25 protein-coding genes are annotated in these 24,430 nt (G+C 63.1%); 14 read left to right on the top strand and 11 right to left on the bottom strand.

What is annotated here, in order from left to right; translation table 11 throughout:
- Positions 1-73 precede the first annotated feature (73 nt).
- On the top strand, positions 74-1,231 hold the full coding sequence (gene gmd, locus CBM981_RS13155) for a GDP-mannose 4,6-dehydratase (protein ID WP_087069437.1): 1,158 nt from the start codon (positions 74-76) through the stop codon (positions 1,229-1,231).
- Positions 1,231-2,241, top strand: coding sequence for a GDP-L-fucose synthase (locus tag CBM981_RS13150; protein ID WP_172820899.1), 1,011 nt, complete (start codon positions 1,231-1,233; stop codon positions 2,239-2,241). The genes gmd and CBM981_RS13150 overlap by 1 nt, the downstream gene beginning before the upstream one ends.
- Here CBM981_RS13150 and CBM981_RS13145 read toward each other — a convergent pair.
- Positions 2,210-3,259, bottom strand: coding sequence for a sulfotransferase family protein (locus tag CBM981_RS13145; protein WP_087068768.1), 1,050 nt, complete (start codon positions 3,257-3,259; stop codon positions 2,210-2,212). The two genes, CBM981_RS13150 and CBM981_RS13145, sit on opposite strands and share 32 nt — an antisense overlap.
- 246 nt (positions 3,260-3,505) lie before the next feature.
- Between CBM981_RS13145 and CBM981_RS15440 the strand changes: the two genes are divergently transcribed.
- Positions 3,506-4,660, top strand: a complete 1,155-nt coding sequence (locus CBM981_RS15440) for a hypothetical protein (protein ID WP_157665459.1) — start codon at positions 3,506-3,508, stop codon at positions 4,658-4,660.
- A gap of 91 nt (positions 4,661-4,751) precedes the next feature.
- Here the strand turns inward: CBM981_RS15440 and CBM981_RS15435 are convergent, their stop codons facing one another.
- On the bottom strand, positions 4,752-5,414 hold the full coding sequence (locus tag CBM981_RS15435) for a hypothetical protein (protein ID WP_157665458.1): 663 nt from the start codon (positions 5,412-5,414) through the stop codon (positions 4,752-4,754).
- A gap of 263 nt (positions 5,415-5,677) precedes the next feature.
- On the opposite strand from CBM981_RS15435, the gene CBM981_RS13135 reads away from it, so the two are divergent.
- Positions 5,678-6,196, top strand: coding sequence for a hypothetical protein (locus CBM981_RS13135; RefSeq protein ID WP_087068766.1), 519 nt, complete (start codon positions 5,678-5,680; stop codon positions 6,194-6,196).
- A gap of 78 nt (positions 6,197-6,274) precedes the next feature.
- Here CBM981_RS13135 and purB read toward each other — a convergent pair whose 3' ends face one another.
- Positions 6,275-7,576 carry an adenylosuccinate lyase gene (gene purB, locus CBM981_RS13130; RefSeq protein WP_087068765.1) on the bottom strand — a complete coding sequence of 434 codons (1,302 nt, stop codon included), beginning with the start codon at positions 7,574-7,576 and terminating at the stop codon, positions 6,275-6,277.
- 483 nt (positions 7,577-8,059) lie between these two features.
- On the opposite strand from purB, the gene CBM981_RS13125 reads away from it, so the two are divergent.
- Positions 8,060-8,968 carry a TlyA family RNA methyltransferase gene (locus tag CBM981_RS13125; RefSeq protein WP_087068764.1) on the top strand — a complete coding sequence of 303 codons (909 nt, stop codon included), beginning with the start codon at positions 8,060-8,062 and terminating at the stop codon, positions 8,966-8,968.
- 22 nt (positions 8,969-8,990) lie between these two features.
- Here CBM981_RS13125 and CBM981_RS13120 read toward each other — a convergent pair whose 3' ends face one another.
- A complete protein-coding gene (locus CBM981_RS13120; protein ID WP_087068763.1) occupies positions 8,991-9,329 on the bottom strand; it encodes a P-II family nitrogen regulator in 339 nt (112 codons plus the stop codon).
- A gap of 204 nt (positions 9,330-9,533) precedes the next feature.
- On the opposite strand from CBM981_RS13120, the gene queF reads away from it, so the two are divergent.
- A complete protein-coding gene (gene queF / locus CBM981_RS13115; protein WP_087068762.1) occupies positions 9,534-9,950 on the top strand; it encodes a preQ(1) synthase in 417 nt (138 codons plus the stop codon).
- Between the two features lie 55 nt (positions 9,951-10,005).
- On the opposite strand, the gene CBM981_RS13110 is transcribed toward queF, so the two are convergent.
- The 7 genes from CBM981_RS13110 to CBM981_RS13080 form a co-directional block, all read right to left on the bottom strand.
- Positions 10,006-11,340 carry a cytochrome c biogenesis protein ResB gene (locus CBM981_RS13110; protein ID WP_087068761.1) on the bottom strand — a complete coding sequence of 445 codons (1,335 nt, stop codon included), beginning with the start codon at positions 11,338-11,340 and terminating at the stop codon, positions 10,006-10,008.
- 10 nt (positions 11,341-11,350) lie between these two features.
- Positions 11,351-12,079: a cytochrome c biogenesis CcdA family protein gene (locus tag CBM981_RS13105; protein WP_087068760.1), complete on the bottom strand. Its 729-nt coding sequence runs from the start codon at positions 12,077-12,079 to the stop codon at positions 11,351-11,353.
- 9 nt (positions 12,080-12,088) lie between these two features.
- A complete protein-coding gene (locus tag CBM981_RS13100; protein WP_087068759.1) occupies positions 12,089-13,306 on the bottom strand; it encodes an FtsW/RodA/SpoVE family cell cycle protein in 1,218 nt (405 codons plus the stop codon).
- A 209-nt stretch (positions 13,307-13,515) separates the two neighbouring features.
- Positions 13,516-13,716, bottom strand: coding sequence for a phycobilisome linker polypeptide (locus tag CBM981_RS13095; protein ID WP_087068758.1), 201 nt, complete (start codon positions 13,714-13,716; stop codon positions 13,516-13,518).
- 35 nt (positions 13,717-13,751) lie between these two features.
- Positions 13,752-14,240: an allophycocyanin subunit beta gene (gene apcB / locus CBM981_RS13090; RefSeq protein WP_006909433.1), complete on the bottom strand. Its 489-nt coding sequence runs from the start codon at positions 14,238-14,240 to the stop codon at positions 13,752-13,754.
- Between the two features lie 42 nt (positions 14,241-14,282).
- On the bottom strand, positions 14,283-14,768 hold the full coding sequence (locus tag CBM981_RS13085; RefSeq protein ID WP_006911806.1) for an allophycocyanin subunit alpha: 486 nt from the start codon (positions 14,766-14,768) through the stop codon (positions 14,283-14,285).
- Between the two features lie 442 nt (positions 14,769-15,210).
- Positions 15,211-18,225, bottom strand: a complete 3,015-nt coding sequence (locus CBM981_RS13080; protein WP_087068757.1) for a phycobilisome rod-core linker polypeptide — start codon at positions 18,223-18,225, stop codon at positions 15,211-15,213.
- A gap of 137 nt (positions 18,226-18,362) precedes the next feature.
- On the opposite strand from CBM981_RS13080, the gene CBM981_RS13075 reads away from it, so the two are divergent.
- From CBM981_RS13075 to atpA, 8 genes are all read left to right on the top strand, one after another.
- A complete protein-coding gene (locus CBM981_RS13075) occupies positions 18,363-19,565 on the top strand; it encodes a trans-aconitate 2-methyltransferase (RefSeq protein ID WP_087068756.1) in 1,203 nt (400 codons plus the stop codon).
- Positions 19,566-19,757: 192 nt separating this feature from the next.
- Entirely contained in the window at positions 19,758-20,057 is a 300-nt protein-coding gene (locus CBM981_RS13070; protein ID WP_225867398.1) for a hypothetical protein, read from the top strand.
- Positions 20,058-20,071: 14 nt separating this feature from the next.
- Positions 20,072-20,800 (top strand): F0F1 ATP synthase subunit A, encoded by a 729-nt coding sequence (atpB, locus tag CBM981_RS13065; protein WP_087068755.1) that lies wholly within the window; start codon positions 20,072-20,074, stop codon positions 20,798-20,800.
- Positions 20,801-20,944: 144 nt separating this feature from the next.
- Positions 20,945-21,193: an ATP synthase F0 subunit C gene (gene atpE, locus CBM981_RS13060; protein WP_006911576.1), complete on the top strand. Its 249-nt coding sequence runs from the start codon at positions 20,945-20,947 to the stop codon at positions 21,191-21,193.
- A 74-nt stretch (positions 21,194-21,267) separates the two neighbouring features.
- Entirely contained in the window at positions 21,268-21,762 is a 495-nt protein-coding gene (locus tag CBM981_RS13055) for a F0F1 ATP synthase subunit B' (RefSeq protein ID WP_087068754.1), read from the top strand.
- Positions 21,759-22,289 carry a F0F1 ATP synthase subunit B gene (locus tag CBM981_RS13050; RefSeq protein ID WP_087068753.1) on the top strand — a complete coding sequence of 177 codons (531 nt, stop codon included), beginning with the start codon at positions 21,759-21,761 and terminating at the stop codon, positions 22,287-22,289. Before CBM981_RS13055 ends, CBM981_RS13050 begins: the two co-directional genes overlap by 4 nt.
- Positions 22,289-22,837 carry an ATP synthase F1 subunit delta gene (gene atpH, locus CBM981_RS13045; protein ID WP_087068752.1) on the top strand — a complete coding sequence of 183 codons (549 nt, stop codon included), beginning with the start codon at positions 22,289-22,291 and terminating at the stop codon, positions 22,835-22,837. Before CBM981_RS13050 ends, atpH begins: the two co-directional genes overlap by 1 nt.
- A gap of 70 nt (positions 22,838-22,907) precedes the next feature.
- On the top strand, positions 22,908-24,425 hold the full coding sequence (gene atpA / locus CBM981_RS13040) for a F0F1 ATP synthase subunit alpha (protein WP_087068751.1): 1,518 nt from the start codon (positions 22,908-22,910) through the stop codon (positions 24,423-24,425).
- The last annotated feature ends 5 nt before the right edge of the window (positions 24,426-24,430 follow it).

Here is a 24,430-nt window from a genome sequence, read left to right as displayed (position 1 = left end):
CTGCGCCCTCTGGGTCACAATGCGGCTGGGATCCAGCCCCAACGACATCGCGCTCTGCCACCAGGAGTCCAGGATGACCAAAACAGCCTTGATCACTGGCATCACCGGGCAGGACGGCAGCTACCTGGCGGAACTGCTGCTGGAGAAGGGCTATGTGGTGCACGGCATCAAGCGGCGGGCCAGCAGCTTCAACACCGATCGGATCGATCACCTCTATCAGGATCCCCACGACCAGAATCCGCGGCTTGTGCTGCACTATGGCGACCTCACCGACAGCACGAACCTGATCCGGATCGTGCAGCAGGTGCAGCCTGATGAGATCTATAACCTGGGCGCCCAGAGCCACGTGCAGGTCAGTTTCGAAAGCCCGGAGTACACGGCCAACAGCGATGCCCTGGGCACACTGCGCCTTCTTGAAGCGGTGAGGATCCTCGGTCTCACCGAGAGAACGCGGATCTACCAAGCCAGCACCAGTGAGCTCTACGGTCTGGTGCAGGAGACACCGCAGAGGGAAAGCACGCCGTTCTATCCCCGCAGTCCCTATGGCGTTGCCAAGCTCTATGCGTACTGGATCACAGTGAATTATCGTGAAGCCTATGGAATGTATGCTTGCAACGGTATTCTCTTCAACCATGAGTCACCGCGACGCGGTGAAACTTTCGTGACGCGGAAGATCACCCGCGGCTTGGCACGTATTGATGCAGGCCTTGAACAGTGCCTGTTCATGGGCAATCTGGATTCCCTCAGGGATTGGGGCCATGCCCGCGACTATGTGGAAATGCAATGGCGGATGCTGCAGCAGGCTGGACCGCCGGAGGACTTTGTCATCGCCACAGGGCGTCAGGAAAGTGTGCGCCGCTTCATCGAGCTGGCCGCGGTCGCCCTGGGCTGGCATCGGAATGACCACGGTGCCGCGCTGGAATGGCAGGGCCATGGCGTGGAGGAAGTGGGTCGCCGGGTGGATACCGGTGAGGTCGTGGTGCGGATCGATCCACGCTATTTCCGCCCAGCTGAAGTTGAAACACTTCTGGGTGATCCCAGCCGCGCTCGCGAAAAACTGGGATGGACTCCCACCACCACGCTGGAGGAACTGGTGCAGGAGATGGTTCAGGCGGACCAGCTGGAGGCCGCCAAAGAGGCAACACTGCGGCGCGAAGGCTTTGCGGTGGTCGGATCGATGGAGAACCCTCCGACCAACCTCTCGCCGCGCAACTCTGGAGGGAGGCTCTGATGACCGTGATGGAGTCGCTCCGGCCATTGATCCAGCCGAGCGATCGGATCTTCGTCGCCGGCCATCGCGGCATGGCCGGCAGCGCCATCTGCCGTTCGTTGTTGCGCCAGGGCTATGGCAACCTGCTGACCGTTACGCGGTCGGAGCTCGACCTCACCGATTCGGCGGCTGTGGGCAGCTGGTTCAGCCACCAGCGCCCCGATGTTGTGGTGCTGGCGGCAGCCAAGGTGGGGGGAATCCTGGCCAATGCAACCTACCCCGCTGATTTTCTGCTGGAGAACCTCAAGATCCAGAACAATGTGATCGAGAGTGCCTGGCGTTGTTCTGCACGCCGGCTGCTCTTTCTGGGCAGCAGTTGTATTTATCCAAAGTTCGCGACCCAGCCCATCAGGGAGGAGGAACTCTTGCAGGGTGGGCTTGAACCCACCAACGAGTGGTATGCCATTGCAAAGATCACTGGCATCAAGCTCTGTGAGGCGCTGCGCCAGCAACACGGCTTTGACGCCATCAGTCTGATGCCAACCAACCTCTACGGCCCCGGTGATAACTACCATCCGCAGAACAGTCATGTACTCCCAGCCCTGATCCGCCGTTTCCACGAAGCCAAGATGCGGGGAATGTCTTCCCTGACGTGCTGGGGATCAGGAACGCCCAGGCGTGAGTTCCTCCACGTGGACGATCTGGCGGATGCCGCCGTGCACTGCCTGCGTTGCTGGGATCCCAGCCAGGCGGACTCGCCACGCCGGACGGATGGTCAACCCCTCACGTTTCTCAACGTCGGCAGCGGCACTGATCTCACCATCGCGGAACTCGCCGGACTCGTTGCGGATGCCGTGGGGTACGGAGGAGAGATCCAATGGGACACCAGCAAGCCGGATGGCACCCCTCGGAAATGGCTGGATGTGAGCCGCCTGACCCAGCTCGGCTGGCAGCCCAGAATTTCTCTCCAGGACGGCCTGAGGCAGGTGGTCCAGGCGTTTACGTCTGGCGAGGTGGAGCAGCGTCTGTGAGGCTACGGAGCTCGATGCGTTGTTGACGGTCCTGGGCCGTGTTGGAACGTGGGAAGGGGACGCTGGGAACAGGGTGCCCCAGGAAAGGGCAGAGCTTGTCCCAGCCCTCGCCGGCAGTGAGGTCAATCTCCAGCAGATCCGAGGGCCGGTGCCTGAAGTACGCCCTGACCTCCGCATTGTGCTGCTGGTACCGATCGAGAAAGATGGATTCGTGGCCTTCGGGACAACCGACCCCATAGATCAACTCCCTCATGCGTGAACACTTCCTGCCAAAGTGCTTCACCTGGCTGCGAAGCCAGGCCTCGGCTGGTCGGTGGGTCAGGATAAATTTGCTACCGGGGTACTTGGCGTCGAGTTCCTTGTAGAAGATGGGCCAAGGGTTATCCTGAAAGGCATTGTATCTCGGCACCAGTTCACAGCAAGACGTGAACAGGCCCTCGATTGTGCGGGTATTCCTGAGACGTTTTCGCCCAACCACGCGGTAACCCAGATATTCCAGGGCCCGCTCCAGACTCGTGGTGCCGGTCTTGTGAAATCCGATGCAGAACACCTTCGTGCCGGCACGCCTGCGGCGTAGTCGTCGTGCGCGCCTGGCAGCTTTTCCGCTGACGCTCACTGGCAGTGCCGTGGGTTCCTCAAGGCCTAGAAAGTGTCGCAAGGCCACCCTGGCCTCGGGGCTTGGCATCCTCACCTTGAGCAACCTTTCCGGTTGATCTGCAAAGAAAGCCTCCACCTCCTGGCAAAAGGTGTTCAGCGCCAGGGTGCGATCGCGATCGTCCTGGTTGCGTACCTGATTCTCCTGGTTCGAGGGCTCCAGCAGAAGGAACCGACAGCCGGGAAACTCCGTGGACAGGTTCCGATAGCGTGCCGTCAGATCCGAGCCCATGAAGACATCGTGACCCGTGGCCCTGTCGGAGTCTGGTGAAGCCTCGGTGACAGCCAGTCCGAGACCCTTCAGGAATCTACGACAGACTTTCTGGCCCTGGTTGGAGGGCCGCAACACAAATGTCTTGATCATCAGCAAGCAGTCATCGGAGTTCCACCCTCAGCCGCTGGGTCAGCGTGGCTATGGTTCGCCTCCGTCCGCCAGGAGAGCGAGAAAGGGCTGGGGATAACAAAGTCTCCAGTTACTAGACTGATAGGATACTCGAAGCACGCCTCTTCCGAAAGTGGAGCCCATGGCCCCTTTGCCTGGCGGGGAGCCTGAATGGAGCTTGGAGCCCGTCAGGACCAGTGCTGTCGTGCAGAGGTCTGCGTTGTGAGCATGTCCGGGAGCCGCCAAGCCATTCTTCATATAGGAGCGCCTAAAGCTGGATCTTCATCCATCCAGGGTTTTCTAAAAGCCAATTATATTCATTGGAAATCCTTTGGTGTTCTGGCTCCGGGCATGACGGGTGCCAAGGTAGGGCTGAACCACCGAAGTCTGTACTTTGCTTTTCACAAAGGCAGCATCAGCCGCGTTGATCGAATGCGTTTTCGCTCAGAACTTGACTACGCAGAGCATCGCCAGCTCCAGCGCAAACTGGTTTCTGCTGAGCTGAAATCCCATGCTTTCTGCGAGACACTGATCTTCAGTGATGAATATCTTACGCGTCTTGACAGAGAGTCTGTCCATGAGTTGAGATGTTTTCTGGAAGATCATGGGGTCGAAAAATTTCTCATCCTGGCCTATGTCCGCGAGCCTGGATCTCTGTTCCTCTCCAGTGCACAGCAGTCCATCAAGGCCCACCATGAGCTGCCAACCCCTATTGGCTGGAAGCACGAGTTCTCAGAAGTTCTTTCTGTCTGGAAGTCGATTTTTCCTGAAGCAGTACTGTTTCGGCCTTACGAGAGAGAAGCTCTGAAGAATAACTCTGTTGTTGATGACTTTCTGGATGCTACGGCAAGTATCAATCCCTTCCTCAATCTCGAAGACAAGTCTTTGGCCATGGGCCATAGTCCACAGAATCTTTCGCTCACGGCGGAGGGAATGGCTCTGTTGCTTGATTACCGCAGGGCCTTTCATCGGGATCGCGGCAACGCGTTCACTCCAGACACGCGGCAACTTATCCTGTGTCTGCAAGAGTGTGCTGCCTCTCAAGAATCTCAGCGGGCTCGCCTAAGGCCAGCGTGGAGACAGTACATCGAAGCTTGTCATGCCGCCGAGCTTCTTAAACTGGCGGATCACTATGGATTGAGATACGGCGGTATTGATTATGAAAAGCTTGTGACCTATGCAGATGGTCGTGAGCCTTCACCGCCTGCTGCCGTTGAAACTTCTCTCCAGGGAGGCATGGGAGATGTTGCTCAAGTGGTCGATAGTATCTCTCCCTCGTCCTACGCAAAACTCTCGCTTTTAGTGTTGCATAAAATGGCCCATAAAGCTGCGGAAAACAGCAAGCTGAAGAGAGCCTTGAAAGAGCAGTCAAGCCAGCCTTGAATGGCTGATCCTTGTGCTGATGCCCCCCTTCGGCTCCTCATTCCACCGCTGCTCTCCTGTTCTTTCATGTGGCTTGGCATTCTGCTGCTGATCATGTGTAGTTGATGCCAAAATTGTCGCGTAGGAATGTGTTCGATGCGTTGAACACCTCCATGATCCTATTTCGTTCCTCCTGCGTGATTTGATCTGGTGTCGGAATTCCAGGTTGTTGGCGGAAACCAGACTTTGCCCGTGATGCCAGTTGAAAGCCTGGAAGGCCCCGTTCTGAAAGAAACTTTCTCACGCCTGTCTCAAGATCTGGATAATCGATAACCAGATCAACTTCCTTGCTCCAGTGACCATCCTCGCGCTGGGAGGCATACCTGGGAAGATCCATGGGGAACAGGCCAGTTTCGATATAATCAGCCCAAGTCAGGCTGGAGGCGTCCTGCCTGTGTGCGTGATGGGGAGAGTGGCGTAGCATGGCGAAATGGGAAAGGCATTTCTCGATCGGATGCCGCTCAATGCAGAAGGAAGAAAAGCCTGCCAGTTGATCACCATAAATCTGCCGTATGGTTGTCATCGGGACATGATTGCGAAGACGTTTTCCCCTGTATCTGTAATTTCTGGGTTGATGTCCTGGTTCTTCTGGAACCACTGGGGTTACGACATCTGTGGGTGGCAGCAGGGCTGAGAGTGACACCTCCAGCGCTGTTCCTGCGGTCTTGAGTGTTTTGCAGAAAATGAACTTGTAGGTAAAAGAAATGATCGTCATCCTATCTCCCTTCTCGAGCTGCTCCTGGATTGCGAATCTACCAGTCCATACCAGTCAGGACAATTCACTGGTCTCTCGTCATCCCATCTGTCGTCATCCCATCACGGTGTGCGGCTCCATCGCCTTCCTCCGCACCGCTGATCCGTATGGGGCTGTGGTTTGCTCTCATGCCTCGGGGTGACGGCTTAGTCTTTCAAGCGGGCCGAGGCTTCAGGCTGCTTTGGCCTTCGATCCACCTCCACCAGTTCTCCGCCAAGCACTGCATGGCCTCTCCCTCGAAGACCCGTCCCGGTGGCCGAGGCAAGCTGCCTGCCCGTGTGCTGCACTGGTGCCTGCGCAAGCTCGGTCTCTCCCGTCGTCCAGCGCCGGTGCAGCGGCTGGCGCGCCTGCTGGACCATCCGGCCGACCGTTCTCCGGACGAGTGGTCCGCATGGCGCAAGACCACGACAGCCCGCGTCAAGGCGCTGCTGGCCAACCGAAAGGGAGTGGTGGCAGCTCGGGAGCTCAGCAGGGCACTGCTGCAGGACCCGGACAACGCCGAGTTCCAGGCACTGCTGCAGGAGGCGGCTGCCACCAAGATCAAGCGCGATGTGAAGGCCGGAAAGCCCGATCCCTGGAGTGATCTACCTTCGGATCTGAGGCAGCAGGCCCTCGAGCTGGAGGGCTTTCAGATGTATGTCGATGAGCTCGAACAGCTCCTTGACAAAGCGGGTTTTCCCCCGGCTCCCTCTCCGGGCGCTTCCGCCAAACCGGCCTCCCGCAGCCGCAGGGGAACCGGCTGACTGACTGACCATGACCCACGCGGGCCCGTGCCTGCTCCGCCCTGCCAGCCACCCCCCCCGGGCATCACGCTGCTGGCTTCACTCCGCAAGCCCGAGTCGCTCCCAGATCACCGGGAGGTTGGCCCGGTGCACCTCCGTGGAGAAGCATTCGGCCAGTTTGCCCGGATCGAGCCTCTCGGTCACGCTGGGGTCCGCCTCGAGCGCGGCACGAAAATCGCCACCGTCCCGGTTCCAGGCCGCGTGCGCGTGGTGCTGGACGATGCGGTAGGCCTCTTCGCGACGCAGCCCTGATTCCACCAAGGCCAGCAGAACCCGCTGGCTGAAGACCACGCCCCCGTACACGTTCATGTTCCGGGTCATGTTTTCGGGATAGATCCCCAGACCCCTCACCACGTCAGTCATCTCCCGCAGCATGAAGTGCAGCGTGGCGGAGCAGTCCGGCAGCATCATCCGCTCCACCGAACTGTGGCTGATGTCGCGCTCATGCCACAGGGCACAATTCTCCAGTGCCGCCACGGTGTAGCTGCGCAGCACCCGCGCCAGGCCGCTGATCCGCTCGCTGCGGATCGGGTTGCGCTTGTGGGGCATGGCGGAGCTTCCCTTCTGCCCCTTGGCGAAGTTTTCCTCCACTTCCAGCACGTCGGTGCGCTGCAGATTGCGGATTTCGGTGGAAAATCGCTCCAGGGCCGCACCCACCAGGGCAAGGGTCTGGACATATTCCGCGTGGCGATCGCGGGCGATCACCTGGGTGCTGGCCGTGTCCGGCACCAGGCCCAGACGTGCACAGGCCATGGCTTCAACCCGTGGATCGGTGTTGGCATAGGTGCCCATGGCCCCACTGATCTGACCCACACTCACCACCGCCTCGAGCCGCTCGAGCCGTTCCTGGTTGCGAAGGGTCTCGGCCAGCCAGCCCGCCACTTTGAAGCCGAAGGTGATGGGCTCCCCATGGATGGCATGGGACCGTCCGATCATCACGGTGTCCTTGTGGGCCCGGGCCAGCGCGCGCAGAGCGTCAGCCAGCTTGTCCAGCTCGTCACGCAGCAGCTGAACCGAGGCCTTCATCTGCAGGGCGAGGCCGGTGTCGAGCACATCGGAGCTGGTCATGCCGACGTGGATGTAGCGCCCTGCGTCCCCGACATGCTCGTTCACATTGGTGAGGAAGGCGATCACGTCGTGACGCACCTCGGCCTCGATCTCGAGGATCCGCCGCACCTCGAAACGAGCCTTCCTCCGGATGGTGTCCACAGCCTCGGCCGGCACGTGGCCGAGCTCGCTGTTGGCCTCGGTGGCCGCGATCTCCACGTCCAGCCAGCTCTGGAATTTGGCTTCTTCGCTCCAGATGGCGCCCATTTCGGGCAGGGTGTAACGCTCGATCAAGGACCAGCGGGTGGCAACGGCCCATCCAATGTATGGGGCAGCTGGATGGGGCAGCAGGGGCCGGGGCGCGGTGGCCTCAGGCTGCTGCGGTGAGCTGGCGGTGGGCGACCTCCCACTGCACCAGCTGCCCCCAGCTCTGCTGGCGGACCCAGCATCGCCCTCCCCTGCACTGGATCAACTGGAAGGGGGGGAGGTCCGAGGGCTGATTGCGCAGCTTCACGAAGCTCCCGGGCTGCAGCAGCTCGACCACATTGGCGTAGTTCCGCCCTGAGTCTGGAGCTGGCCCAGCGGGCTCGGGCCATTCAGGGGATCGACGGGGCTGCATGGGGCAACTCCAGGGCTGGAAACCATCTTCCGCGCCCTCTTGGTGCCAAGCTGAACATTCACGCAATCTGTTTGGTTTCCCCTGTGGTTTGATCAGGGAACCGCAACGCAGCGCGGCTGTTGTGGGCCACCCCCCCGACCACCCCCAGCTCGTCAGCCTTGTCTCGTAAGCAACGCCTCGACCTTGAGCTCGTGTCCCGGGGGTTGGCGGAGACACGCCAGCGTGCCCAGCAGTTGATCCGTGCCGGAAGGGTGCGCAGCGGCGAGCGGGTGCTGGACAAGCCTGGCACCGATGTTGCCCCTGACCTCCCTCTGCAGGTGCAGCAGCCCCCCCGCTTCGTCTCCAGGGGCGGGGACAAGCTCGAGGCGGCCCTGAGCACCTTCCCGATCTCCGTGCGGGGCCGCGTCTGCCTGGATGGCGGCATTTCCACGGGCGGTTTCACGGACTGTCTGCTGCACCACGGAGCCGCCAGGGTGTACGGCATCGATGTGGGCTATGGCCAGACCGCTTGGAGCCTGCGCACGGACCCACGGGTGGTGCTCAGGGAGCGTACCAACCTTCGCCATCTCACGCCCGAGCAGCTGTTTCAGCCCGGGGATCCCAGGCCTGACCTGGCCGTGGCCGACGTGTCGTTCATCTCGCTGGGCCTGGTGCTGCCCGCCCTGATTGGGCTGTTGGCCTGTGGTGCGCCGGAAACCGCCCAGGAAACCGACCCGGACACCGCCATTGAGCTGCTGCTGCTGGTGAAGCCCCAGTTCGAGGTGGGCAGGGCCCGGGTGGGCAAAGGGGGTGTGGTGCGCAGTGCCGAGGCCCACGTCGACGCGATCAGCGGGGTGATCACGGCGGGCCAACAGCTGGGACTGGAGGCGGCGGGACTGGTGGCCTCGCCGATCACCGGTCCGGCAGGGAACCATGAGTATCTGCTCTGGCTGCGATCGGCCCCCCAGCAGGAAGGTCGGGCCCCTGATCCATCGATCGCCGGGGCCGACTGGTCTCTGGCTGGGGACCCTGTCCAGTGCAGGGCCAGGATCCAGCAGCTGGTGGCCAGCACCGTGGCCACCGGCTGAACCCCGCCTGGAGAGGGGCTGATCAGATGGCGCCGCTGTCCCGGTCCCCGGTGCGGATCCGAATCACGGCTTCGATGGTGCTCACGAAGATCTTGCCGTCGCCGATCTCGCCCGTGCGGGCCGCGTCCTGAATGGCTCCCACCACCGTGTCCACTTTCTCGTCGTCAACCACGATCTCAAGTTTGAGTTTCTGCAGGAATTCCACCGTGAACTCCGAGCCGCGGTAGCGCTCGACCTGGCCCTTCTGACGACCGAAGCCGCGCACTTCACTCACGGTCATGCCAACGATGCCTGCATTGACCAGGGCAATTTTGACGTCCTCAAGCTTGAAGGGCCGGATGATGGCCTCGACTTTTTTCATGGAAGCAGCTAGGGCTGGAAGATGCAGTCTCTCAGTGGACCCCACCAGGGGTGGGGAACCTTCCCATTAGGCCCGACCCTCCTGGGGGCTGTCGTAGCGGTTGCTACGGCCTGAGGGCTGCATAGGATCGCCGTGCCCGCGATCTTCCCCATTCCTGTGCCGGCCTCTCACCACGCTGCTTCCAGCCCGGGGGCACCTGCTCCAGTGGCCTCTCCCTCCGGGCATGACGGGCAGACGCGCACGCCTCTGTACGGGGAACGGGCCATTGCTGAGGCAACACTGCTCTGCTTTGACAACCCGCGGCCAGGTCGTGCCTACGAGGTCGCCATCACCCTGCCGGAATTCACCTGTCTGTGCCCGTTCTCGGGATATCCCGACTTTGCCACCCTGCGGCTGCTCTACCAGCCAGGCCCCAGGGTGATGGAGCTCAAGGCGATCAAGCTCTATGTGAATGGCTACCGCGACCGGGCGATTTCCCATGAAGAGGTTGCCAACCGCCTCCTCGACGACTTCGTCGCTGCCTGTGAGCCTGTCTGGATGCGGTTGGAAGCCGACTTCAACCCCCGGGGCAATGTGCACACGGTGGTGCGCGTCAGCCATGGTGTGCGCCAGTCCTGCTGAGATCGGCCTCTTCAGCCGTGGGGCGTGGAGCCAGTGGAGCTTTTTGGCCGCAGCCTCAGGCCTCGCGGATCCCAGGGTCTGCCTCTGCGGTGCTGAGACCACCCACAAGCTCGGGTAACTCCCGGGCAAAGGCGGCGAGATTGCGGTTGCACAGCCCACCCACATGCAGCCGCCCGCTTTCGGCGATCGCCCACAGCTGACGGGTGGCCAGCACGCTCAGGCCCCCGCCCAACAGGGCCAGCCCGAAGCCGCTGTACACCAGCGGCACTCCAGGATCGCGCTTCAGCAGGATTCCACTGGCGGGAAGGATGCTGGTCACCCTCATCGGCAGGCCATTCACCTCGAGGGGATCGCCGCCGATGGCGATCTGGCCCAGCCGGTTGCCATCGGCTCCGAACACGGCAACAGGGCCTTGCTCACTGGTCAGACTGAGCAGAACCGGGTCGGAGCCGTCGGGTCGTGTCGGCAGAACGAGACCCCAGATCTGATCGCCCAGCTGGGGAAAGCTCTGCAGCGGCAACTGGAGCACGGGACTGTTCCCCAGCCTCAGGCTGATGGCGGCCAGGCTCCAGTCAGCCTGGTACAGGGTGATGCCCTGGAAGCGCAGGGGGTGGTTGACGCTGATCGTGGCCGCTTTGAGCACCTCAGCCTGCTCAGGCTCCTCCGTCGGGCCATTGGCGCGCAGCAGCCGCAGCACCGAGCTGAACTGCTCCGGCCGGCCGGCCGGATCCCGCGTGATCGTGAACTGATCCAGGGCGAGGGTGAGGCTGCTGTGGCCGCGGCTGTCCACCAGTTCGAGGCTGCGTCCCGGCGCGAGAAACTGTTCGGCACGGCGTCCCCCCAGGGCACCCCAGGCGGCGCCCAGCATCAGCACCACCAGACCCGCGTGCACGAGCAGGGGCCCCACCCGGCCGAGTACCCCGCGGCGGGCTGCCAGGCGCTCGTGCTGGCGCAGCACCTGCCAGCCCTGTTGCCTCAGGCGGTTGTCCAGCCGGTCGAGGTCGGCCAGAGCATCGGCACTGGAGAGGGTTTCGGCCACAGTGAGTTTGCTGAGCTGCCTCGGAGTGCGGTAGTCGACCCAGCGCAGTGCGGCCCGCAGAGCTGGCCACTGGCGCCGCCAGCTGCACAGCAGCAGCGAAAGTGCCAGCCAGCTCAGCAGGGCAAGAAACCAGTGGCTGGAATAGACGTGATCCAGCTCAAGCCACAGCAGCCTGTCGGCCGGGAGCACGCCCAGCCATGGCTGGGGGTCGTAGATCTGGTGGTAGAGGCCTTCGCTTTCCTGCTGGGGAATCACCGTTCCCACGCCGCTGGCGATGGCGATCAGCACAAGCAGGGCGATGGCCAGCCTCAGGTCTGCAATCCAGCCCACCAGGCGCAGGAAGGGGGTCATGGCAGCGGATTCAGGAGAGGTTGGCCACCAGGGTGATCAGACCGCTGCTGAGCAGGACAACACCGCTGATCGGAGGAACCCACTGGCCCACCCTGCGCAGGCGCAACAGACCGGGAAGACTGGCGGCGGCCGTGCCTGCCAGCAGGAGGGGCAGCACCTGGCCGGCCCCGAAACTGGTGAGCAGCACCATGCCCATGAGCGGCTGGCCCATCTGGGCCATCCAGCCGAGCAGAACGGCCAGCACGGGGGTGGTGCAGGGGGTGGCGGCCAGTCCGAACGCGAGGCCTGCGGCCAGGGGGGCAAGGGGAGCCGGCACCCATTGCTTCCAACGCTCGGGATCAGGCCCGACCGGCAGGGACAACGGCATCAGTCCCAGCAGATTCAGACCCATCAACACGGCGAGCAGGGCCACCAGGGTGGGAACCAGGCCAGGAATCTGGCCGTACACCCTGCCGAGCAGGCCGCTGGCCAGGCCCAGGAGCACGAGGGCCGTGACGATTCCGGCAGCAAAGGAGAAGCTCCGCTGCCAGGGCAGCCCGGGGGTGCTGGAGTCACGAAAACCGGCCAGGTAGGCCACGGTGATCGGCAGCAGCGACAGGGAGCATGGCCCCAGGCTGGTCAACAGACCACCCGCAAAGACCAGCAGCAGGGTTGTGGGGCCCGGATGGCTGAGTGAGTGCTGGAGCAGCGACTCACTGCTGCGGGCCCAGTCGGCCACTTGGGGCCCGAAGTCCAACATCGGCCAAGCCTATCGGGAAGACTGCGGCCTCCGTCGGCGTGGCGGCTCCGGTGCGAGCCCTCCGGACTCCAGCGAGCAGCGGATCAGCAGACCGCAGACCAGCAGGCTTGCCATCAGGGAGTTCCCTCCGTAGCTGATCAACGGCAACGGCAGGCCCGTGGTGGGCATGGCGCCGCTCGCCACGGCGATGTTGAGGATCGACTGGCCGATCAGCAGGGTCGTGGCCCCCATGGCCACAAGGCGTTGCTGGTTGCTGCGGCAGCTCAGGGCCACCCGCAGCCCGACAAAGCCGAACAGCAGCAGGAACAGCAGGAGCACCAGGGATCCGACGAAGCCGAACTCCTCGGCGTAGACGGCAAAGATGAAGTCGGTGGTCTGGATCGGCAGATACTGGAGTTTCTGGGTGGAGAGCCCGAAGCCTTCGCCCAGCAGGCCTCCGGAACCGATCGCCATCAGGCTCTGAACCAGCTGGTAGCCGTCTCCCTGGGCGTCGCGCCAGGGATCAAGGAACGAAATCACCCGCAGCCGCTGGTAGTCATTGATCAGGATGCTGGCCGTGCCCAGCAGGCCACCGGCGCCAGCCGCTCCCAGCAACAGGGGATAGCCGACACCACCGGCCAGTGCCATGAGCCAGAGGAGGAGACCGCTCAGGGCCGCCGTGCTGAGGTTCGGCTGCTTGAGGATCAGCAGGATCAGGCCACCGAACACCCCCAGCCAGAGAAGTTTCTGGTCCAGGCTGATGCGGTGCCAGTGGGCGAACAGGGCAGCCCCCTGCAGCACCACGAAGGGCTTCACCAGTTCCGAGGGTTGAAGCTGAACGGGCCCCAGCACCAGCCAGCGGCTGGCGCCATTCACCGTGCTGCCGAACACGAGGGTGGCGGCTACCAGCATGGTGCCCACCAGGAGGGCGAGAGGCGCAAGATGCATCCACCGGCGAATGCTGGTGCGCAGCGCCAGCCAGAGCAGCCCCCAGCTGGCCACCATCCAGATGATCTGGCGCTTGAGGTAGAAGGCCCCATCGCCCATCTCGCGCTCCGCCACCCACCAGCTGGCTGAGCCGAGCACCAACAGCCCGATCACGCTCCACAGGGCCACGAGAGCGAGCAACAGCCGAGCCTCCGCAGGCCAGTGGCTCCATGGCCATGGCAACAGGTTGCGGCCGAGGTCACCCTGACCCTGGTGGGGGCGACGCTTGGGACGGTTCGGTAGGACGGCAGAACTGGACAAGGATCAGGAACCCGGCCGGGGGGGCCATCAGGTTGCCCTATTGAGCCGTGTCCCTCCCCTCCTTGTCGAGTCGCTGGGCCGCCGGCCGAGCTGTCCGCGGTGCCGCTGCTCGCTTCTGGCGCCTCGCCAAAAAAAGCCCGACGCATTGCGCCGGGCCGTGCTGATCTCGAGCCAGAGAGGAGGTCGGAGTGCTGGGATTGCGACCGGGCTCAGTTGCCCACGTTCACCTGGCGGCGACCAGTGGCCAGTTCCACCTTGAGAATCTTGCCGCCTTGCTTCATGATTCGCTGTTGTTCAGCGAACCAGCTCTCATAGGGGACCCACTTCGTGAAGTAAGTGTTCTGAAGTTCCCGCTGTGTGCGGGACTTCTCTGGACAAGGAATACAGGCGGTGATCTTGAACAGGCGCATGGAGAGATCCTTGGTGAGTGTCCAGGGGCCCCGGATCAGTTACCCAGGCCTGAGCAGATGTAGTCGAAGTACACGGCCATTTCCCGGCCTGCGTCAGGACCCACAAGGGAGGCTGTCACTTCCTTCATCGCCTGAATCGATTGCACAGTTGCGCCGATGGGCACCCCAAGGGAGTTGTAGGTCTCCTTCAGGCCGTTCAGCACGCGCTCATCAAGGATTGAGGTGTCGCCCGCCAGCATGGCATAGGTGGCGTAGCGCAGGTAGTAGTCCAGGTCGCGAATGCAGGCTGCATAGCGACGGCAGGTGTACATGTTGCCACCCGGACGGGTGATGTCCGAATAGAGCAGGGATTTGGCAACAGCTTCCTTGATGATGGCCGAAGCATTGGCGCTGATGGTGGCAGCGGCACGAACGCGCAGCTCGCCGCTGGCGAAGTACTGCTCAAGCCGTCCCATGGCTGAACCATCGAGGTACAGGCCTTGGACGTCGGCCTGGTTGATGACGTTGGTGATGGCGTCTTGCATGAATCCTGCTGAAGGCGATGGAAGAAAGGTGGGAGAGCAGCCTCAGGAGAGGGCGCCGATGACGTAGTCGAAGTAGAAACCAGCTTCTTCGGCATCAGCGCCAGTGAGCATGCCGGTGGCCACGTTCTTCATCTCACGGATGGCTTCGGCCATCGCATCGAGAGGAGTGCCGAGGGATCGGTACATCTCTTTGGCACCGATGATTCCGATCTCTTCGATGGGAGTCACATCGCCCGCAACCACGCCATAGGTGACCAGGCGCAGGTAGTAGTCCATGTCGCGGAGGCACGAAGCCGTCATCTCTTCGCCGTAGGCATTGCCGCCAGGGGAGATGACGTCAGGACGGCGCTGGAAGAGCGCTCCTCCGGCGGTCTTGACGATCCGTTCGCGGCTCTCGCTGAGGACCTGAGCCACGCGAACGCGGCGTTGGCCAGCGGCCACGAACGATTTGATCTGGTCGAGTTCGCCAGGGCTGAGATAGCGGGCTTCGGCGTCCGCGTTGATGATCGAGTTGGAGACGATGCTCATGCAGTTCTGCCTCGAAACAAGCGGCCGCCTTGACGGAGACCGGTATCCGGTGGGTAAGGGAGTGATCGACTCGCGCCGATCGCCGAATCATTCTGCGCCAAGGAGCCGCGATGCCTCCCGCTGCGGTAACAGTTCTTCATGGCGGGTGCCTTTCTGAAAGCCCTTGTGCCGCAACGGATCTCAACGATGTTTCCAATAGCGGTCAAACCCTTTGCCTGTTCATTCCAGTTTTTAAATCTTGAGCTGCATGCTGTGGCGGAAGACGGAAATCTTTGTTCGCGCAGCTAACTCACGGCAACAAGAAAACCACCATCGAGATATCTCGATGGTGGTGGGCTCGGTGGTGGTGTGGCTTCAGAGGTCCTGATCCGGGGCTGGGCCCATGGGGGCATGCCAGGGGGGGGGCTCAGGGGAGCGGACCGGCGCTCCTGGAGGTGTCTGCTCAGAGGGCTCCCTTGGGGCTCGGAGTCAACCCGGCATTGCCGGCATAGAGCGCCGCCGTTCGGTTCACGGTGGTCAGAGGCTGGCCTGGAGCCGTGCGGAGACCTCGGAGGAAAGGCACGGTGTCCTGGCCGAACGCGGTGGCGTATTCGGAGGAGTTGAGCAAGTCCTGCACGGCGGCCACCTGGCCCCGCTTGGAACGGATCGCGAGGAACCGACTCACCTCGTGGGGTTCGGCAGCCCTGCCGAGCAGCGCCAGGTAGGCCGCCGAGGCAGCTCTCAGTGGGGCCATCCGGTTGAGACGTTGCTGGAACAGATCAGTGGTGGCCAGCTGTTCAACGAACTCTGCTGCGGTGAGCTGGTTGTTGCGGAACTGGGATTCGGCATCCGTGAGCCGTTCCGCGGTCAGGGGAATCCGGTTGAGCAGCTGACGGTAGACCGCTTCGAGGGCTTCCTGAACCTGGGTTTCGGTGGCTGTGCGGCCGACGCGAACGGGACGGCCCAGGCTCTGACGCCGTTGGAACCCCTGGGGTTGGCCAGGACGCAGCGCATTGCGCATGGCATCGCCCGGTTGCAGGGCGGTGGCCGTGGCGAGGTTGGTGCTCACGGCTTTCTTCCAGTCCCCACTGGCTGGGGCGCTCTGAGCAGGGCCAGTGAACCCGGCACCGCCGGGAGTGCTCCAGTACGCGCTCACTCCAGGATCACGCCAGGTGCGGCTAGGGGCTGGTCGCTGCCGGATGCTGCGGCTCTCGAACGCCCCTGGAGCTGGGGTGTTCACCACGCCGCCGGCGATCTTGGCGCTCCAGCCCCCGCGAACGACTGTCGACCGCTCCGGCAGGTTGCGCGGGGTGATGTCTCCGACGGTGCGAACTGCTTGCGGAGGCGTGACCTCGGGCCGCTTGGCCGGGGTGAGGTCGGTGTAGGCCGATGCGTTGAAGGGGCGATTCAGCCCTGGAACCTTGCGTGCCGTGCGATCCGTGGGGGTGATGAAACGCTCGAAGGGAACGGTGTCCTCCCCGAAGCAGTCGTTGTATTCCCGGCTGTTGAGCATGGCATCAACCACGCCATAGAAGCCAAGGCGGGCAGCTGTATCAAAGTAAGCGTCGATCTCCCAGCGGCCAAACGTGGGGCGCCCAAGGAGCCGGCGGTGCATCACCTCGATGGCTTTGGTGATGTAGAGACCACTCCAGTAACGCCTTCTGAATGCATTCGACCTGGCTACCTGGCGGACGAATTCCCTGAGACTGATATCCCCATTTTCGAGCTTGATCTCTTCAACTTTGTTCCGCTCCCCCGCATAGCCGGTGTTCCCGAGCACCTGCACGTACACCGCGTTGATCACGGCCTGGGTGCTGGACTCCGTGTTCCGCACACTCGGCTGGCCGCCGCGACGAGGTACAGAGTTGCCACCCGTGGCGATCTGCTGCAGGCGCACCACCCGTGGCCCAACCCTGCGGGGTTCTGCCTTGCGGAACTGGGTGCTGCCCATCTGGCCAGGCTGGTTCAACCCGTTGCCGATCAGGATTCTGCGGCTGTCGTAGCTGAAGGGAACTGGTCGCGTCGCCACCTTGGCCGTGCCGGAGGGGAAGATGGCGCCATAGGTGAGGCCGAGGGGGTCGTTGCCACCCCCGTAGGGATGCTGGTCGGGGAAGGGTTGGCGGTAGGCCGCATAGAGGGTGACGTACTGCGGAGCCCCTTCGAAGGGTGCACTGAAGCGGAACAGCTTTCGATTGGAACCCCAGCCGGCACTCTCCTGGGCCTCTTCGCCCAGATCCCGCAGATAGGGAACGGTTTCTTCACCAAAAACCCTGGCATACTCCATCGAGTTCACCAGACAGTCGACCAGGCCGGGCAGGCCCTGGGCGCTGACGATGTCGAAGAATTTTGTGAATTCCTCCCTGGAACTGATCCCTCGACCGAGGAAGTGGCGGAAGGCGAGTTCAACGGCCCTGCTGTTGGAAAACCGGCCGTAGAACTGCTTCTGGTACTCCCTGCTGCGTCCGAGGGCACGGATGAACTCCCGCATCGAGATCTGACCCTGGCGCACCTGGGTCGCTTCGACGGGACAGACCTCCTGGCTGTAGCCCTTGACGATGTCCCGCTCAAACACCTGCCGATAGGCCGCGCGGATCACCTCGGCTTTCTGGGCCCCGGTCATTGCCGGCTTCATCACGAAGCGCTGGGCCTTGCCCTGAGCCCCTAGGGCGTAGGTGGCGGGGAGTTGCAGTCCCTGGTTCACGGGACTGCCCAGCCGCTGGCGGGCCGAGGGGGTGGGTACGGCCAGTTCGTTCAGCAGGACATTGAAGTATTGGATGACCAACTGGCGGGCTTCCGGCTCCGCCTTGAACAGGCCGGCCGCAGCGGCCCGCATCTCCTGCAGGGCGACGTTGGTGGCCGCCAGGGAGCAGGCTTTTTCGAGCACATCCCGCAGCCCTCGGGTGTTCACGGCGAGGATGCTCGGATCCCCCGCCACCAGCGCATAGCCCACATAGCGGAGGAACCAGGCCAGATCGCGGATCGACTTGCGCATCCGGGCTGTGCCGTAGATCCCCACCGAGATCGGCGTGAAACCGGTGGGCAGGACCACCCGGACGTCGGCATCGCCGCCCGCACCCTCGAGCAACCTGCTGATCAGATTCCCCTTGCCACTGGTCCCGGTGGCACCGGCAAAGGTCTGGACGGAGCGCTGGAAGGCGGCCTGGTCGGCAGCGAGGGGACTGCCATCACCGCCACCGCGCGCGCTGGGACTCAGGGGCGCGTCGAGATAGGAGAGCGGCGTGCCACCGGAGAAGATCCTGTTCGCCGCTTTGGCGACAATGAAATCGGCGTTTTCCGAGAGCCGCTGCGCCGCTGCAACCCGCCGTTGGCCGCTCTGGAAGAAGGTGATGAGGTTGTCGAGTTCGCCTCCGTCGGGGAAGCGGTCCTCCTGCTCCGCCTGACGGACGCTGGACAGCGGCAGGGTGTCGTAACGCTGGGGAGCAACCCTTGTGCTGCCGCTGCTGGCGGTCACGGTCATTGACGAGAGCGAACCGGGCTGGGCCAACTTACGGCTGGCCCCGTGGCCCCCACCGGCGGCATGAACAAATGTTTGCAGCCCCACCCTGGCCAGGGGAGCAGCCGTGAAATGCTCCCTGGGTAGCCCCCCCGAGCCCCGTGTCCGTCAGCGACGCCGCCACGCCCACGGTCAGTGCCTTCTACGACCGTTTCCCCTACCCCGGCGACCCCCTGCAGGACGGTCCGCCCCCGGGCTACAACTGGCGCTGGTGCGTCGACAGTGCCTGGGCCTGTGTCCACGGCGTTCTACCTCCTGCCCACGCCGGAGACGCTGGCCGCTGCTGGAACGTGCTGGATGCCGGCTGCGGCACCGGGGTGAGCACCGACTACCTCTGCCATCTCAATCCGGGGTCCCGCGTTCTGGCCGTGGACATCAGCCCAGGATCCCTGGCGGTGGCCCGCGAGCGCACGCACCGATCCGGGGCGGCGTCGAAGGTGTCGGAGCTGCGCATCGAGCAGCGCAGCCTCCTCGACCTCGAGGGTGAGGGGCCTTTCGACTACATCAATTCCGTGGGCGTGCTGCACCATCTCCGCGAGCCGGAGGCAGGCCTGCAGGCTCTGGCCCGCCTGTTGAGGCCGGGGGGCGTGCTTCACCTGTTCCTCTACGCGGATGCCGGACGGTGGGAAATCCATCGCACGCAGAGAGCGCTGCGGCTGCTGTCGGCCGGAACCGGGCAGGAAGGTCTCCGCATCGGGCGCGAGCTGTTCCGGGTTCTGCCTGAATCCAACCGACTGCGCCGCCATCACGATCAGCGCTGGGCTCTGGACACCACGGCCGATGTCAATTTCGCCGACATGTACCTGCATCCCCAGGAGACCAGCTACGACCTCGACGGCCTGATGCGGTTCGTTGCCAGTGCAGAACTCAGCTTCGCGGGTTTCTCCAATCCCCAGGTCTGGGATCCGGCCCGTCTGCTGCACGGTGAGCTGCTGGAGCGTGCCCGCGAATTGTCTCCCCAGCAGCAGTGGGCTTTGGTGGAGCAGCTGGATCCGGACATCAGCCACTTCGAATTCTTCCTCACCAAGGGGGCGATCGAGCGTCCGTCCTGGAGCGACGACAGTGCGCTGCTGCAGTGCCGGGGAACGGTCAGCCGCTGCCTGTGGGGCTGGCCGTCCACGGAGCTGCTGGGACCAGATCTGATGCCACTCAGCATCCAGGCGGAGGACCTGGGCCTGCTGCAGGTCTGGGAAGGCGAACCCAGCCTGGGTCTCGGCGACCTTCCCCTGGCGATGGATGCTGCGGAGCGTTGCAGCCGGGCCCGCCACCTCGCCGGTCTCGGGGTGCTCCATCTGGTCGCTTAACGCTGCGTGATAAGTTGCCGTGGCTTTTGCCGTACGGCGCGCTTGCAGGACACCATCCCCAAGGAATCCTGCGCCCAGCCCGCCACTGCCGGGTCTGAGCCGGGTTGTGCTGCCTCCGCTGATCTCCCGGTTCCCGCCGGGGCCGCCAGTCCGCAACCTGACGACTATTTCCGTCTCCAGCGTCGCCTTCTGGTGGCCACGGCGATGGTCACCGCGGTGGTGGTGCTGATCACCTGGATCGCGGTGGATGGGGCCGCGGCCCGCAGCCTCGCGTTGGGTGGCGCCTGTGGGCTCCTCTACCTGCGGCTGCTGGCCAGGAGCGTCGGCCGCCTTGGTCCGGAGTCGCGCTCACTCGGTCGTTTTCAGATCGTGGTGCCGGCGCTGTTGGTGGTATCGGCCGCCAAGGTTCCAGCGATCGAGCTGTTGCCGGCTCTGGCTGGCTTTGTGCTTTACAAACCCGCCCTGCTGCTGCAGGCCTTCATCAATCCCTGAACCACATCACCTCCATGGTTCCCTTGCCCCTTCATCTTCCCTTCGCTGAGTTGGAGGTTGGCCAGCAGTTCTACTGGCACCTCGGCAATCTTCAGCTTCATGGCCAGGTCTTCATCAGTTCCTGGGTCGTGATCGGCGCCCTCCTCGTTCTTATCGTCGTGGGCACCAGAAAGATGGAGCGCGATCCTCGAGGTGTCCAGAACCTTCTGGAGTTTCTCTGGGATTATCTCCGCGATCTGGCTCGGGAGCAGATTGGTGAAAAGGCATACCGAGACTGGCTCCCCTTCATCGGTACTCTCTTCCTCTTCATCTTTGTCTGCAACTGGGGCGGCGCTCTGATCCCCTGGAAGCTGATCGAGCTGCCCAATGGTGAGCTGGGAGCTCCGACAGCGGATATCAACACCACTGTGGCCATGGCCTTGCTGGTGTCATTGTCTTATTTCTACGCCGGGCTGAGCCGCAAGGGTCTCCGCTATTTCGAATATTACGTGGAGCCCACCCCGATCATGCTCCCGTTCAAGATCATCGAGGATTTCACCAAGCCGCTCTCCCTGTCCTTTCGTCTGTTCGGCAACATCCTTGCCGATGAACTGGTCGTGGCCGTTCTGGCATTCCTGGTGCCGGTCATCGTTCCGCTGCCGGCCATGTTCCTCGGCCTGTTCACCAGTGCCATCCAGGCCCTGATCTTCGCCACCCTCGCTGCCAACTACATCGGCGAGGCCGTCCACGAAGAGCACCACTGACCATCTCTCCGCCAGGCCGGTCCCCACGGTCTGGCAAACTCATCGCGCGCAGGTCCGGGTGGAACCGGGCCCACCCCTTCGGTGTCCCGGGCGCGCCTAGCCCTTCCCGCGCTCTCCCTGCGCTCTCTTACCTCTTTTCCACCAATGAGTGATCTGACCTCCGCCGCTTCCGTTCTGGCCGCTGCTCTGGCCGTGGGTCTCGCCGCCATCGGCCCTGGCATCGGCCAGGGCACCGCAGCCGGTCAGGCTGTGGAGGGTATTGCCCGCCAGCCTGAGGCTGAGGGCAAAATCCGTGGCACCCTGCTGCTGTCGCTGGCCTTCATGGAAGCTCTCACCATCTACGGCCTGGTCGTGGCTCTGGTGCTGCTGTTCGCCAACCCGTTCGCAGGCTGATCATCGGTCCGAGGGGAGTGGCCATCCGCTCCCCTCGGTGACGGCTCTCCTGTCCACCCTGGCGCCTTTTCCCCATGACCAGCTGGCTTCTGCTCACCGCAGCTGATGCCGCCTCCAGTGCCGCTGCCAGTGCACCGGAGGGAGGTCTTTTCGACCTCGATGCCACCTTGCCGCTGATGGCGGTCCAGGTCGTCATCCTCACCTTCATTCTCAATGCCCTGTTCTTCCGCCCCGTCGGTCGGGCAGTGGAGGAGCGCGAAGGCTTCATCACCACCAGCCGTGCTGAAGCCAAGAAGAAGCTGGCCCAGGTGAAACGCCTGGAGGCCGATCTCACGGAACAGCTCAAGGAGGCCCGTCAGCAGGCCCAGAAGCTGATCCTGGAGGCCGAGCAGGACTCCGACAAGCTCTACCGGGATGCTCTGGCGTCGGCCCAGGCCGAGGCGATCGCCACCCGTGAAACGGCTCGCCGCGAGATCGAATCTGAGAAGGACCGCGCGCTCGGTGCTCTCCAGGTGGAGGCTGAGCGACTCGGCTCCCTCATCGTCGATCGTTTGCTGGCCGCATCATGACCATCCAGTTCCCGGCACCAGCCCTTTTCGCCCACCACGGCGGTTTCGGCATCAACTTCAACCCCTTCGAAACGAATCTGATCAACCTGGTCATTGTGATCGGGGTCCTGGTCTGGTTCCTCAGGGGATTTCTGGGGGGGATGCTGGAACGCCGTCGCGAGTCCATTCTCGCAGATCTTTCCGACGCGGAAAATCGGCTCAGCAGTGCCACCGCAGAGCTTGAGCGGGCCCAGTCCGATCTGGCCGCCGCCCAGCACAAGGCCGAGTCCATCCGTCGCGATGGCGTGGCAAGGGCAGCTGCGGTGCGTGAGGAGAGCGAGAAGCGCACCATCGAGGAGATGGCCAGGCTCAAGGAAGATGCCGTGGCTGACCTCAATTCCGAGGCTGCCCGGGTCTCCGATCTGCTTCGCCGCGAAGCCGCCCGGCAGGCCATCGAGCGTGCCCTGGCTTCCCTGCCGTCCAAGCTCGATGACGCTGCCCAGACCCGGCTGATCGACCAGTCCATCCGCAACCTGGGGAACGACTGATGCCTCTCCTCAACACCATCGCCACCCCCTACGCCGAGGCCCTGCTTCAGGTTTCTGAATCCCGCCAGGACACTGATCTGGTGGCCGAGCAGGTTCGGGGTCTGCTCCAGGTGTGGTCCTCCAGCCCCGAGCTGCGGGCTGCCATGACCTCCCCCGTGCTGGAGCCCGAGGTCAAGAAAAGTGCCCTGGCGGCCCTCTTCGATGCCCAGCTCACTGCCTCGCTGCAGAACCTCCTGAAGCTGCTGGCCGACCGCCAGCGCATCGCCATGCTCGATGCGGTGCTGCTGCGTTTCCTGGAGCTCTATCGCGAACTGCGCCAGATCACGCTCGCCAGGGTCACGGCGGCCACCCCGCTGTCTGACCAGCAGCAGAGCCTGCTCAACGAGAAGGTCAAGGCCATTGCCGGCACTGACTCCGTTGAGTTTGAGATCCAGATTGACCCCGCACTGATCGGTGGCTTCATCGTGAGCATGGGCTCCCAGGTGATTGACGCCAGCCTCTCCGGTCAGGTGCGTCGGTTGGGTCTGGCGCTGGCCCGGGCGAGCTAGCCGCTCCACCCAGTACGCTTCCTCTTCTCCGCCTTCTCTCCATCAGCTCCCCTGCAGGGACTTCCAAATCATGGTTTCCATCCGCCCCGACGAGATCAGCGCCATCCTCAAGCAGCAGATTGAGGACTACGACAAATCTGTTTCGGTCAGCAACGTTGGAACCGTGCTGCAGATCGGTGACGGCATCGCCCGGGTCTACGGCCTCCAGCAGGTGATGGCCGGGGAGCTGGTTCAGTTCGAGGATGGTACCGAGGGCATCGCTCTCAACCTGGAGGACGACAACGTCGGCGTGGTGCTGATGGGCGAGGGCCGTGGCATCCAGGAGGGAAGCACGGTCAAGGCCACCGGCAAGATCGCTTCGGTGCCCGTGGGTGACGCCATGCTGGGCAGGGTCGTCAACTCTCTGGGTCAGCCCATCGACGGCAAGGGTGACATCGCCACCACCGAATCCCGCCTGATCGAGTCGATGGCGCCCGGCATCATCGAGCGCAAGTCGGTGCATGAACCCCTGCAGACAGGCATCACCGCGATTGACGCGATGATCCCCATTGGTCGCGGCCAGCGCGAGCTCATCATCGGCGACCGTCAGACCGGTAAGACCGCCATCGCGATCGATACCATCATCAACCAGATGGGCCAGGACGTGGTGTGCGTCTATGTGGCCATCGGCCAGAAGAATGCTTCTGTCGCCAACGTTGTCGATGTGCTGCGCGAGAAGGGCGCCCTCGACTACACGATCGTTGTGTGTGCCAGCGCCTCTGAGGCAGCTGCAATGCAATACCTGGCTCCCTACACCGGAGCAGCCCTGGCCGAATACTTCATGTACCAGGGCAAGGCCACCCTGGTGATCTACGACGACCTCACCAAGCAGGCCCAGGCCTATCGCCAGATGTCTCTGCTGCTTCGCCGGCCGCCCGGTCGCGAGGCTTACCCCGGCGATGTGTTCTATTGCCACAGCCGTCTGCTCGAGCGTGCCGCCAAGCTCTCCGACAAGATGGGCAAGGGATCCATGACCGCCCTGCCGATCATCGAGACTCAGGCGGGCGACGTTTCGGCCTACATCCCCACCAACGTGATCTCGATCACCGATGGCCAGGTGTTCCTCAGTTCCGACCTGTTCAACTCAGGCCTTCGTCCTGCCATCAACGTGGGCATCTCCGTGAGCCGGGTGGGTGGTGCTGCCCAGACCAAGGCGATCAAGAAAATTGCCGGCACTCTCAAGCTCGAGTTGGCCCAGTTCGATGAACTCGCGGCCTTCTCCCAGTTCGCCTCCGATCTGGATGCCGCGACCCAGGCCCAGCTTGCCCGTGGCAAGCGCCTTCGCGAAATTCTCAAGCAGCCGCAGTTCAGCCCCCTCAATCTCGCCGAGCAGGTGGCTGTCGTCTACGCCGGTGTCAAGGGTCTGATTGATGAGATCCCTGTGGAGTCGGTGGTTCAGTTCTGCCGAGAGCTGCGCGAGTACCTCAAAACCAACAAGGCTGACTACATCTCCAAAGTGCAGAATGAGAAGGTGCTCAGCGAGGAAGCTGAAGCCCTGCTCAAAGAGGCTATTGCTGAGGTGAAGTCGACCATGCTGGCCTCGATCTGAGGAGG

Origin of the sequence: Cyanobium sp. NIES-981 (genome assembly GCF_900088535.1) — a bacterium.
GTDB lineage: Bacteria > Cyanobacteriota > Cyanobacteriia > PCC-6307 > Cyanobiaceae > NIES-981.
The sequence above is the reverse complement of the archived record's forward strand: the minus strand, read 5'-3'. Positions and strand labels throughout refer to the sequence as shown.

Excerpts from the sequence above, each read along its gene's own strand:
- gmd (WP_087069437.1), top strand. The coding sequence starts at position 74 with ATGACCAAAACAGCCTTGATCACTGGCATCACCGGGCAGGACGGCAGC.
- CBM981_RS13150 (WP_172820899.1), top strand. The coding sequence starts at position 1,231 with ATGACCGTGATGGAGTCGCTCCGGCCATTGATCCAGCCGAGCGATCGG.
- CBM981_RS13145 (WP_087068768.1), bottom strand. The coding sequence starts at position 3,259 with ATGATCAAGACATTTGTGTTGCGGCCCTCCAACCAGGGCCAGAAAGTC.
- CBM981_RS15440 (WP_157665459.1), top strand. The coding sequence starts at position 3,506 with ATGTCCGGGAGCCGCCAAGCCATTCTTCATATAGGAGCGCCTAAAGCT.
- CBM981_RS15435 (WP_157665458.1), bottom strand. The coding sequence starts at position 5,414 with ATGACGATCATTTCTTTTACCTACAAGTTCATTTTCTGCAAAACACTC.
- CBM981_RS13135 (WP_087068766.1), top strand. The coding sequence starts at position 5,678 with ATGGCCTCTCCCTCGAAGACCCGTCCCGGTGGCCGAGGCAAGCTGCCT.
- CBM981_RS13120 (WP_087068763.1), bottom strand. The coding sequence starts at position 9,329 with ATGAAAAAAGTCGAGGCCATCATCCGGCCCTTCAAGCTTGAGGACGTC.
- CBM981_RS13110 (WP_087068761.1), bottom strand. The coding sequence starts at position 11,340 with ATGACCCCCTTCCTGCGCCTGGTGGGCTGGATTGCAGACCTGAGGCTG.
- CBM981_RS13105 (WP_087068760.1), bottom strand. The coding sequence starts at position 12,079 with ATGTTGGACTTCGGGCCCCAAGTGGCCGACTGGGCCCGCAGCAGTGAG.
- CBM981_RS13095 (WP_087068758.1), bottom strand. The coding sequence starts at position 13,716 with ATGCGCCTGTTCAAGATCACCGCCTGTATTCCTTGTCCAGAGAAGTCC.
- apcB (WP_006909433.1), bottom strand. The coding sequence starts at position 14,240 with ATGCAAGACGCCATCACCAACGTCATCAACCAGGCCGACGTCCAAGGC.
- CBM981_RS13085 (WP_006911806.1), bottom strand. The coding sequence starts at position 14,768 with ATGAGCATCGTCTCCAACTCGATCATCAACGCGGACGCCGAAGCCCGC.
- CBM981_RS13080 (WP_087068757.1), bottom strand. The coding sequence starts at position 18,225 with ATGACCGTGACCGCCAGCAGCGGCAGCACAAGGGTTGCTCCCCAGCGT.
- atpB (WP_087068755.1), top strand. The coding sequence starts at position 20,072 with ATGGTTCCCTTGCCCCTTCATCTTCCCTTCGCTGAGTTGGAGGTTGGC.
- atpE (WP_006911576.1), top strand. The coding sequence starts at position 20,945 with ATGAGTGATCTGACCTCCGCCGCTTCCGTTCTGGCCGCTGCTCTGGCC.
- CBM981_RS13055 (WP_087068754.1), top strand. The coding sequence starts at position 21,268 with ATGACCAGCTGGCTTCTGCTCACCGCAGCTGATGCCGCCTCCAGTGCC.
- CBM981_RS13050 (WP_087068753.1), top strand. The coding sequence starts at position 21,759 with ATGACCATCCAGTTCCCGGCACCAGCCCTTTTCGCCCACCACGGCGGT.
- atpH (WP_087068752.1), top strand. The coding sequence starts at position 22,289 with ATGCCTCTCCTCAACACCATCGCCACCCCCTACGCCGAGGCCCTGCTT.
- atpA (WP_087068751.1), top strand. The coding sequence starts at position 22,908 with ATGGTTTCCATCCGCCCCGACGAGATCAGCGCCATCCTCAAGCAGCAG.